This is a genomic window from Flavobacterium xizangense, from assembly GCF_054075145.1.
This window is the reverse complement of sequence record NZ_JBSIPG010000307.1, coordinates 1-238: the sequence shown is the minus strand read 5'-3', so window position 1 is coordinate 238 and position 238 is coordinate 1. Positions and strand designations below refer to the sequence as shown.

The window sequence follows — 238 nt, the reverse complement described above, 5'->3', positions numbered from 1 at the left end:
AACCTCCATTGTACCAAAACAGTGACAGACCAAAATGGGTAAATAAAATTAGCGTGATCAAATTTATTTATATTCCTGCCGTTTTCATTGGTTTCTTTGTCATGTTCAATACTTTGAAAAATGAATATATGAAAGAGGACAAATTTTACGGAACTTGGGAAAATCTTCAAACTAAGGAAAGATTACATTTTGAGGATCTAAATAGTTTTCAAATTAATAAAACCGATCAGCAAAAAAG

1 protein-coding gene is annotated in these 238 nt (G+C 29.8%); it reads left to right on the top strand.

Annotation, left to right across the window (positions count from 1 at the left end; all coding sequences use genetic code 11):
- On the top strand, positions 1–238 hold a 238-nt coding region (locus ACWA1B_RS23555; protein WP_456911114.1), incomplete at both ends, for a hypothetical protein.